We start from the raw sequence: 9,527 nt of genomic DNA, 5'->3' as shown, positions 1-9,527 counted from the left end.
GATCCGATCGGTACCGGCAAGACCCGATGGGCGGTGCGTTGGAAGCCAGTCCTCAACGCTTTCGCCATCACGTTCGGTGACCGGTTCCCGGCCGCCGAGAACTACTGAAGATCCGCCGGAAACACCGTTACTGAAACAGACCCACTTCGGTCTAAACGCACCGGGCGCTGGTCTTCCGACGAGTGCCGGGGGGCGAGAGCGTGATCGTTGGGCCCTCGATGACTGGCATGCGGTTCGTATTCTGGCGTGCTGGGGGAGCCCAAGGATGCAGTATGCGAACCCCAGATGTTGAGTCTGGGGTTCTGCTGTTTTCGGGATCCGGAAGTACGGCTTGATGTGGTGGCGGCCTGTCACCTGGATCTCGTGAACCAGCGAACGGAACCGTGCGTTCTTGACGCCAGGGGCACCGTCTTGCAGCACTCTGAAAACCTCATCTTGCATGTGCCTTAGCTCAGTAGGGTCGATCTGGTAAGCCGCTGGGTTGACCGGTGCGCTCTCCAAGAGTTCCTCACGGTGTGCTCTGATCTGGCTGCTGCGCAATGATCACAGCCTCCACGGAAACCGGGACGCTTCACTGCGCCACTCGTTGGCCGCAGACCGCCTCGGCCATGGTTCCTTACTCGAAGGCGTCGTGATACCGGTTGATCTTGTCCGCGATGTCGGCTAGGTCCCTGTCGGCGGTTGTCGTCGTGGGCTTGAGCTGCTGACGCTGCTATGGCCGAGACGGCCTCGTAGATCAGATCGGTCTGCTGGTAGACGTCGATGAGCGCGGCGAGCATCTTGGCCTCGACCTCCTCGGCCGGGAGCCGTCTGCTGGACATGATTTCGGGCCATAGCGAGCTCGGGTGATGCACGTGTAGTAGCGATAGCGGGCGCTCCTGCCAGTAGCGGATGTGCCGACGTAGCTCGACCTCGGCCTGCCGCGCGACGCCTCATCGACTGGGTCTACGAGATCGCGGCGGACTACCGGCGCGAGATCCTGTTTCCGGTGCAGAGCTTCGCGTTCCAGGTCGTGGAGGGCGACGAGCCGTTCATCGGCGCCGTGGCCGCCTTCGCGATCATCATCGAGGGCATCCTCGCCGCCTCGACGGAGCTGAGCGAGCGCAAGTGGGGTGTGCTCGACCCGGTCGCCGGGAGATCGCCCGCGGCGCGGCCATCGACGAGATCCGTCACCTCACCGTCGGCAGTGCGATCGTGCGCGAGCACCTGATCCGTCACCCCGAGGACCGCGCCTATGTCATGGACGTGCTGGTCCGCGGCCGCCGGGTCTGGGATCAGCTCTCCGACCGCGAGTTCGTGATGCACCGCGAGCGCCTGTTCCAGGACGGCATGGCGGCGCACAAGGACCGGCTCGCCGACTACGAGTTGTTCCCGGGGACCGGCTGCTGGACACGACGCCGGAGCAGCGCTGGGAGCTCGCGGCGCGGTGGAATGACGACCTGACCGCCGCCCGGCTGCGCTACATGGGCCTGCCAGGCGGTCGACATGCTCGCGGCCAGCCAGGCGCCGCGCATCCTCTGACATTGCCCATCCCCTGATCAGGGCGTCCCGGTGGCAGCCGCTGGGGCGCCCTGATCGCGTGCACGGGCGGCAGGGCGCAATGTGGTTGGTGGTGGCGGTGGTTGGTAGCGGTGAGCGTCGGGGATCGGACGCGAAGGGGCCACCGCGACCCACGGGGGGAGAAGGATCGCGGTGGCCCCTTTCGCCGGCGGGCCCTCGGGCGACGGGAGAGACCCAGGGCTCGCCGAGGTACCTATCTGAGGGTGCCGTCCGGATCGAGGCGGGCGAGCACCTCGAGCACGGCGCTGACGCCGCGGCGTGCCTCCTCGTCGGTCAGGATCAGCGGCGGTGCCATCACCACGATGTGCCCCATGTCGCGGACGATCACGCCGTGCCGGCGACGTAGCTCGTTCGCCACGGCCTCGACGGCGAGAGGGTTCATCGCCTCGCGGGTCGCCTTGTCGTGGACCAGCTCGATGCCGACCATCGCCCCTTCGCCGCGTATCTCGCCGACCACCGGCAGTTCGCTCCCCGCCGCCAGGCCGCCGCGCAGCAGCTCACCGATGCGCAGGGCGCGCGGCAGCAGGCCGTCGCGGGCCATGATGTCGAGGTTGGCGAGGGCGGCCGCGCAGGCGACCGGGTGGCCGAAGTACGTGTAGCCGTGGACGAAACCGACACCGGACGCGACCACGTCGCTGATCTCGTCGCGCATCAGCACTGCGCCCAGTGGGACGTACCCGCTGGTGATGCCCTTGGCGGTGACGATGATGTCGGGGTCCATGCCCTTGGCGGGGCTGTCGAACCAGGTACCGATCCGGCCGTACGCCGTGACCACCTCGTCGGCGATCAGCAGGATGCTGTGCCGGCGCAGCACCTCGCGAACCCGCGGCCAGTAGTCGGCCGGCGGGCATAGCACACCGCCGGCGCCGATCACCGGCTCGCCGATCATCGCAGCGATCCGGTGGCCGCCGATCTGGTCGATGGTGGCCTCTAGCTCGGCGATGAGGAAGTCCGTCGGGTCCTGACCGTGGTAGAGCTCGCTACGGTACGGCCACGGCGGCGTCAGGTGATGGACGTGCGGCAAGATCGGGCCGACGCCCTCGTGCATGAGGTCGAAGCCGGTCGCGCTGCCGGCTCCGATGGTCGCGCCGTGGTAGCTGCCCTTACGGGACAGGATCCATGTGCGGTCGGTCTCGCCTCGCCGGTGGTGGAACAGCCGGGCGGCCTTGATGGCGACGTCGTTGCCGTCCGAGCCGCCGCTGGTGTAGTAGACGCGGCCGAACCCGTCCGGTGCGAGGCCGGAGAGGCGCTGGGCCAGCAGAACCGACTTGTCGTTGGAGAACTCCCAGAAGCTGGTGAAGTACTCCAGCGTGGCTGTCTGCTGCGAGATGGCCTCGACGAGCTCGCGGCGGGAGTGTCCGACCTGCGACAGCCACAGGCCGCCGGTGAGGTCGAGCAGCTCGTTGCCCTCCGCGTCCCACAGGTACGCGCCGTGGCCGCGAACGATGACGCAGCGGCCGTCCCGGTCCGCGCGCTTGTTGGGGTGGATGAGATGCCTACGGTCCAGGTCGGCCAGTTCGGTCGCCCGGTCCGTCGGTCGTAGGGTGACGGTCACGACTACTCCTTCAGGACAGTGCCGGAGCGGGGTCGAGGCAGCGCAGGAAGCCGCCGACGGCCTTCCAGGTGTCGTTCAAGCGCTCCACCTGCGGCAGGTAGCCCGCGTCGCCGACAAATGGCGGCGGTGGCGTGGGGCACCAGCCGGGTGAACTCGTCGACGTAGGCCGCCGGTACGACGCGGTCCTCACCGCCCCAGACGACTCCAACTCGCCGTACATCAGCGTCATCAAACTGGCGGCGCGGCGCCGGGTGCATGTCGCCGAACCAGCCCTCCGGGCACAGCAGGAACAGCGTCTGCGCGGCGGGCATCGGCGTGGACGCGTACATCGGTGGTGCCAGCGGGGCGAAGCTCACCTCGTGGGCCTCGACCAGCTCGTCGAGGAAGTGGGACTCTCGTCGGCGTACATGTGCATGAGTTCAACCTTGCGCGATGCGTCGGTCATGGATTCCTCCCGTCACGGTCGGCCTTCGCTCGGGCCGGAAATGTGGACACTCTCGATCGTTCCGGCATGCTCTGATGGCGCCCTGACCGAGCGCTGACGGCATGCGGCGTCCACAAGGGTCGGTCAGGCGCGGGTCAGGGTGTCGTCAGCGCTGGTTGGTGCAGCGGGACGATGGACCTAACCACACTGGCGGTCCGGCACTTGGCGGCGCTGCCCGGTCCGGTCCGGGCCGACGCGCTGGAGCGGATGATCGTCCAGGAGTTCAAGGACGCCCTCCTGATGCCCGCGGACGAGGAGCTCCCGCTGGACGAGAGCTTCTTCGAGCTCGGGTTGACCTCCTGCGGATCGTGGACACAAAGGACCGCCTCGAAGAACTGCTCGGGCTGGAGATCGGTGCCAGCGTGCTGTTCGACAACCCGATGGTGGGCGGCCTGGTCGAAGTGGTGCTCGGCGCGCCGGACGGCGTGCGGTCATGAATACGCGGGAGCCGATCGCCGTCATCGGTCTGGGCATCCGTTTTCCCGGTGGCAACGACTCGCTGCCGGCGTTCATCGACTTCCTGCGCCGCGGCGGCTCCGGCATCGGTGAACTGCCGGCTGGGCGCGGACCGGCCGGTGCCACCCGTCCTCGCGGCGGCTTCCTGGCGCGGACCGACGAGTTCGACGCGCCGTTCTTCAACATCTCGCCGAAGCAGGCCCCGCACATCGACCCGCAGCAACGACTGCTGCTGGAGACCGCGTGGACCGCGCTGGAGCACGCGAACATCGATCCCACCGTGCTGCGGCACGGCATCAAGGCGATCGGGCGACTGCTGGACATCAGCGTGAACCCCGTGCACAAGTATGCCCGCGCCGATGAGCTGATTGGCCCCAACCCACCAGGCCGTCACGGGCTCGTGGCACCGCATCACGACTACCTGACAGCCTGTTTCGGCCAGGGCGTCACCGTCACCAAGACGCTCTACCAGGAGATCCGCGCACACAGGTATCAGGGCACGATGCGCACCCTGGATCGCCGGCTCGCCACAATACGCGCGGGCGGAGGACAACAACCGTTGCCGCCGCCGTTGCCGTCCACCCGCCAGATCACCGGATGGATCATGCGAGCCGACAGCAAACCCAACGACGGTGACCGCCTCGCTCTCAAAGACGCCCTCACCCGATGCCTTGACCTGGCCACACTGGCCGACCTGGCCCAGGGTTTCACCGACCTGGTCCGTCAACGTTGTGGCCAGCACCTGGTCCAATGGATCGAGACCGCACAGCAGGCACCCTTTCCACAGATTGACGGCTTCGCGGCCGGTCTGCTCAATGACCTTGACGCGGTCACCGCAGGCCTTACCCAGCCTTGGAGTTCAGACGCCGTCGAGGGGAACGTCAACCGGATCAAGATGCTCAAGAGACAGATGTTCGGAGGGCAAAATTCGACTTGCTACGCAAGCGAATCCTGTTCGCCAAAACATCCACATTGGACGATCAACGAAAGTGTGCCAGAGCCAGATCTCAGCCGACGTTGACACACTGGAGTGGCGGGTGAGGCGCGGTCCGATGTGGACACGCTGCTGATCCCCGTGGCATCCGGTGCGCGGGCCAAATCGGCCGCGTCCCAATCGGATGGGGCGGACAGGCCGGGCACTGGCAGTTTGCCTGCCGGGCGACACCGCGCTCAACGTCGCCCCGATCAGACGGTTCACCACCCCTTGCTACCAACAGGTCGGCGCCGTGGCGCGAGCGTTCCGAAAGAGTGGCGGGGGTGCCCTACGGTGACGCATTCAAACCCTGCGTGGTACGGCAGCGGGACCGGGGGTTTCGGTCGGCGCGCCTGCGAGGTTCTGGCAACTGACCGGCGCTTTGGAACGCGCGCTCGTGCTCGTGTGCCGCGGCCCGCATCGCCACCCGTGGCTGTGGACGCTGCTGGAGAAGACCGTCGCGGCCCACCCGGACGCCATCGTGGTGGAGATCGGCGTACCTGCCGGCCCGGCGCTGGGTGCCGCCCACATCGCGACGCATGGGCGGCACCGTCTGCGGTCAGGCCGCCGTGGAGGCCATCGCTAGCGAGGCTTGAAAAGCGCGATCTGGGCGCCGCCCGGATCGGCGATGCGCACCGATGTCCCGGCTGGGCCCTCGGATGCCTCCTTGACCACGGTCGCGCCTAGCGACACGGCCCGCTTCGTCGCGGCCTCGAGATCGTCGACCACCACGTAGGGCAGCCAGCCCGCTGAGGCCTTCGGTGCGGCCACGACGCCCGCCCAGGGCTGCCCGCCGTCGACGATCCACGACTGGTAGCCGCCCACTCCGGCGTCGGCGACCTCCCAGCCGAACAACTCCTGGTAGAACTCCGAGGCGCCGACGGCCTCGGCGGTGTTTAGATCGAACCACATGAATGGTGATGCCATGATCCAGCTTCCCTTCTTTTGGTGTTACCCCGTCTGATCCACGCCGCGCCGGATTTTCATCGGTGTTGTCGTACCGTGCCGCTAACCTCATGCGCGTGCACGATGATCCGGCTCTGCTGACCGCCGCGCGGGCGGGCGACCACGACGCCTTCGTGGCGCTACTGGCACCGCACCTGCGTGCGTTGCATGTCCACTGCTACCGCATGCTCGGTTCGCTCGACGACGCCGATGACGCGCTTCAGGAGGCGCAGCTGCTGGCGTGGCGCGGGCTGAAGGGCTACGAGGGCCGGGCTCCGCTGCGGCACTGGCTCTACCGGATCGCCACGACCACGTGCCTCAAGGTGATCCGCGCCCGCGGCCGCACACCCTTGCCCGCGGGCGAGCTGTTCTACCTGCAGCCCTATCCTGACCGCCTGCTCGACCAGCTCATCGCGGGCGACCCCGACCCGGCCGCAGCCGCCGAGCAGCGCGACAGCGTGGCGTTGGCCTTCATCGTCGCGCTGCAGCAGCTGCCCGCGACCCAGAGGGCCGCCCTGCTGCTGCGCGACGTGCTGGCGTTCACCCCGGCCGAGACCGCCGAGCTGCTCGACACCAGCATCGCGGCGGCCAACAGCCTGCTGCAGCGCTCCCGCGCGACCCTGACCGCCGCCACGGGCCGCTCGCGCCGCCCGCTCGACGCGACCGATCGGCAGATCGTGCGCCGGTTCGTCGAGGCATGGCACCGGCGCGACATCGCGGGTCTTGCCGCCTTGCTGCGCGAGGACGCGATCCTGCGCATGCCGCCGGAGCCGGGCGAGTTCACCGGCCGCGACGTGATCGTCGAGTTCTTCGCCACCGTTCCCGCGGAGGGCCGGCTCGACCTCATCCGGCTAGTGGAGACGGGGGCCAACGGGCAGCCCGCGCTGGCCGCATACCTGCCCGACGACGTCGACCTGTGCCAGGGCTACGGCATCATGGTCCTAGACATAGCCGACGGTCTCATCACGACCATCACGGGCTTCCCCAACGCCGCACTGTTTCCCGCCTTCGCCCTGCCCACCGACCGCTGCCGCACTCCTGAAACGCCTCTGGCCCCGGCACGACGCCCACCTCATGTGCCCGCTTGAGCCGTGACGAGCTTCGCTGAACGGGTGGCCCGCTCGTGCCCGTGCTTGAGCACCGCCACGCGCATGCCCCGGTTCGTGTTGCCCCGCAGATGGCACGCGTTGTTTGCCATCGGCAGCTGTCAGGCACCGCGGGCGTGGGCAAGACAACCCTGGCGGTGTACTGGGCGCACCGGGTCACCGAGCGGTACCCGGACGGCCAGTGACCAGCTTTACGTCAACCTGCGAGGGTTCGACCCCCCGGCCCGCCGCCAATCAACAGTGGACGCTGAACGGGCCGCACACTGCGGGCACTTGGCAAATGTCTCGACGCGCTTCGCTCAACGCCCCGGCGGGGACCGCGGGTGCAGGATCGGGTGGAGTTCTGGCTACCTGCTCAGCCGGGACCGGTGTGCCGGTCCCGGCTGGGGCTTGGTCTGGCGAGATGGCTACTTTCGTTCGAAGGCCCAGACCGTGCTGCTGTCGGTCGAGCCGGTGTTCCACTTCAGTTCCCCGGCCGAGGTGGCGTACATGTAGGCCCTGTTGGGGTTGTCGTTGTTGAGGCGGAAGCCTCCGGAGGCCGACTCGAGTGTCCACAACGAGTCGGCGATGACCTCGCCTGTGTTCCAGATGACAGCGTTGTTCGTGCCGTCGGTGTCCAGGTAGTACCGCCCGGTTCGGGCGTTCCTGATGGTCCAGGAGCCGGAGGGCTGCTGGGTGACGACCCAATCCTGGTCGTCATACGAGCTGGCACCCGTGACGATGACCCTGCCGTTACTGTCCGAGTCCAGGTACCTGCCCGTCGCCACGTTCCTGATTTTGTAGGTGGCGCCGCTGACGATGGGAGTGTCTGCCTTGCGGTAGGAGCGGAAGTAATCGACGATGAACTCTTTTGGCCTGGGGTCGTTGGGGTCCAAGGTCCCCGTCCATCCGGCGTTCTCGTAGATGCCCAGGAGGAACACCGCGCCGTAAGCCGGAGAAGCGTTGATCGTGCTCTTGAGGACATTGTCGACGTACATCTTGATCTGCGTCGGGGTCCACTCCAGAGCGTAGATGTGCCACTCAGTGGTCATGTCGAAACCGACGGAGACCTGGTTGTTGACTTCCGGCAGGTTGGGGTCTGACCACTTGTGCAGACTGTAGTTGAAACGGCTGGGGCCGTGGACGCCCGCGTGCTCCATGATGTCGATCTCGCCGCGCTGGCTCCAGTTGTCCTGCCTGCCGGCTGTCCAGAATGCGGTGTGCAGCCCGTTTCGCACGCCGGACTTGGCGCGAATCTCGAAGTAGCCGTACTGCGGTGTGTACTTCATGATTGTGGGAATCGAGTGATCGTAGCGATCGTTCTTGTGCAGATCCGTCCTCTGTCCCGTCTGGATGCTCGAGACCTTCATTGGATTGTCGGAGTAATAGGTTGGCTGGTCATTGTCGATCCGCAAAACGAGGGCGTTGTCCCTGAACCCGTATCGCGCCCTGGACCGCCATTCCGGCGTTCGCGATTCAAAATAGTTCGTAATCCACAGGCTGCTGTCGAGACTGCCGTTGAACTCGTCGTTCCGATCGAGGATCCAGCCCGGCTTGTCCAATGGGTTCGGCGGAACGTCGGCCGCCATAGCAGGTTGGGCGGTGCTGATGCAAAAGATCGCCGCAGCTGCCAAGAGCGGCCACGTTGCAGCGAGCCTTGCCAATCGCTGGATGGGTAACCGCGCATTCTTCATCGTTGGCATCTCCTTCGGGCGTATGTGCGGACCGTACAGCCTAAGCGGCGCGCGCCGCGCCGCATGTAGCCGCCGGCGAAACGTGGGGGTGCCGCCCTGTGATGTTGCGGCGGCACCCTGCGACGGTTATGGGTTAGACGGCTCGGCGGGTGAAGCACTCCGCCGAGCCGTACATCGGGCGGTCAGACTACTACCCAACCTCGATGAAGTCGATGTTCGGTAGTCCGGCTGCAGTGGTCGGAACCAACCTGACGGTGTTGCTGCCGGCATTCAGGGCGGCGGTCAAAACTCTAGTGGACCATGTCGTCCATGCACCCGTGCTGTCGAACGACACTGTCGCCACCGTGACGCCATTGACGACCAGGTCGGCCGGCCGTGCGCCGCTGCCGTTGGCATAACGGACTCCGAGCGTGGCCGTGCCGGCCGCCGCCGCGTTCACCGTGACTTGGGAATAGGCGCCGACCGCATTGGTGCCGTTGCAGAATCCGGTGCCGGAGAAGCCGGAGTGGTTCGAATCGATCGTGCCCTGACACACCGCCGGCGAGGCCTCCGCCTCATACCGCCCCAACTCCGAGCCCGGGACGAATTCCCAGCGGGTGTTGGATCCACCCGCGTCGGCGGGCAGCCGGTCGCGGGCGGCGGTGTCGCCGTACATGGTCCAGCGGGCCCAGTCCACGACGGTGGCGGGGAACCGGCTGTCGCTCCAGAAGCTGGTGTGGCTGCCACCGACGAAGGTCAGGAACGCCTTGGGCGCGGGCATCTCCATGTAGGCCTG

Annotated in this window: 10 protein-coding genes and 1 pseudogene; 6 read left to right on the top strand and 5 right to left on the bottom strand. The window is 67.0% G+C overall.

Features of this window, described 5'->3' with window-relative positions:
* Window positions 1-988 precede the first annotated feature (988 nt).
* Both DM816_RS37030 and DM816_RS37025 read left to right on the top strand, forming a co-directional pair.
* Window positions 989-1,210 carry a hypothetical protein gene (locus DM816_RS37030; protein WP_117215174.1) on the top strand — a complete coding sequence of 74 codons (222 nt, stop codon included), beginning with the start codon at window positions 989-991 and terminating at the stop codon, window positions 1,208-1,210.
* The gene (locus DM816_RS37025; RefSeq protein ID WP_117215173.1) at window positions 1,195-1,443 is read left to right on the top strand and encodes a hypothetical protein; all 249 of its coding nucleotides are present in this window, start codon (window positions 1,195-1,197) and stop codon (window positions 1,441-1,443) included. Before DM816_RS37030 ends, DM816_RS37025 begins: the two co-directional genes overlap by 16 nt.
* Before the next feature lie 310 nt (window positions 1,444-1,753).
* On the opposite strand, the gene DM816_RS37020 is transcribed toward DM816_RS37025, so the two are convergent.
* Both DM816_RS37020 and DM816_RS43200 read right to left on the bottom strand, forming a co-directional pair.
* Window positions 1,754-3,115: an aminotransferase family protein gene (locus DM816_RS37020; RefSeq protein WP_117215172.1), complete on the bottom strand. Its 1,362-nt coding sequence runs from the start codon at window positions 3,113-3,115 to the stop codon at window positions 1,754-1,756.
* A 10-nt stretch (window positions 3,116-3,125) separates the two neighbouring features.
* Entirely contained in the window at window positions 3,126-3,335 is a 210-nt protein-coding gene (locus DM816_RS43200; protein WP_162908217.1) for a hypothetical protein, read from the bottom strand.
* A 572-nt stretch (window positions 3,336-3,907) separates the two neighbouring features.
* On the opposite strand from DM816_RS43200, the gene DM816_RS45385 reads away from it, so the two are divergent.
* The 3 genes and pseudogenes from DM816_RS45385 to DM816_RS44935 all read left to right on the top strand — a co-directional run bounded on the left by DM816_RS45385 (window position 3,908) and on the right by DM816_RS44935 (window position 5,076).
* A complete protein-coding gene (locus tag DM816_RS45385) occupies window positions 3,908-4,036 on the top strand; it encodes a hypothetical protein (protein ID WP_281274398.1) in 129 nt (42 codons plus the stop codon).
* Window positions 4,033-4,347 (top strand): annotated as a pseudogene (locus DM816_RS44940) (beta-ketoacyl synthase N-terminal-like domain-containing protein); the annotation flags it as partial. The gene DM816_RS45385 and the pseudogene DM816_RS44940, both read left to right, overlap by 4 nt.
* 210 nt (window positions 4,348-4,557) lie before the next feature.
* Entirely contained in the window at window positions 4,558-5,076 is a 519-nt protein-coding gene (locus tag DM816_RS44935) for a transposase (RefSeq protein ID WP_342768796.1), read from the top strand.
* Window positions 5,077-5,610: 534 nt separating this feature from the next.
* Here the strand turns inward: DM816_RS44935 and DM816_RS37000 are convergent.
* Entirely contained in the window at window positions 5,611-5,940 is a 330-nt protein-coding gene (locus tag DM816_RS37000) for a VOC family protein (RefSeq protein ID WP_162908216.1), read from the bottom strand.
* Between the two features lie 110 nt (window positions 5,941-6,050).
* Between DM816_RS37000 and DM816_RS36995 the strand changes: the two genes are divergently transcribed.
* Window positions 6,051-7,061, top strand: a complete 1,011-nt coding sequence (locus DM816_RS36995; protein ID WP_246002574.1) for an RNA polymerase subunit sigma-70 — start codon at window positions 6,051-6,053, stop codon at window positions 7,059-7,061.
* A gap of 425 nt (window positions 7,062-7,486) precedes the next feature.
* Here the strand turns inward: DM816_RS36995 and DM816_RS36990 are convergent, their stop codons facing one another.
* Together DM816_RS36990 and DM816_RS36985 are read right to left on the bottom strand one after the other, a co-directional pair.
* Window positions 7,487-8,752, bottom strand: coding sequence for a family 16 glycosylhydrolase (locus tag DM816_RS36990; protein ID WP_162908215.1), 1,266 nt, complete (start codon window positions 8,750-8,752; stop codon window positions 7,487-7,489).
* A 190-nt stretch (window positions 8,753-8,942) separates the two neighbouring features.
* Window positions 8,943-9,527: CBM35 domain-containing protein (locus tag DM816_RS36985; protein ID WP_246002573.1), on the bottom strand; the 585-nt coding region annotated here is incomplete at its 5' end.

Origin of the sequence: Allorhizocola rhizosphaerae (assembly GCF_003426775.1) — a bacterium.
In the GTDB taxonomy this organism is placed as follows: Bacteria; Actinomycetota; Actinomycetes; order Mycobacteriales; family Micromonosporaceae; genus Allorhizocola; species Allorhizocola rhizosphaerae.
The sequence above is the reverse complement of the archived record's forward strand: the minus strand, read 5'-3'. Positions and strand labels throughout refer to the sequence as shown.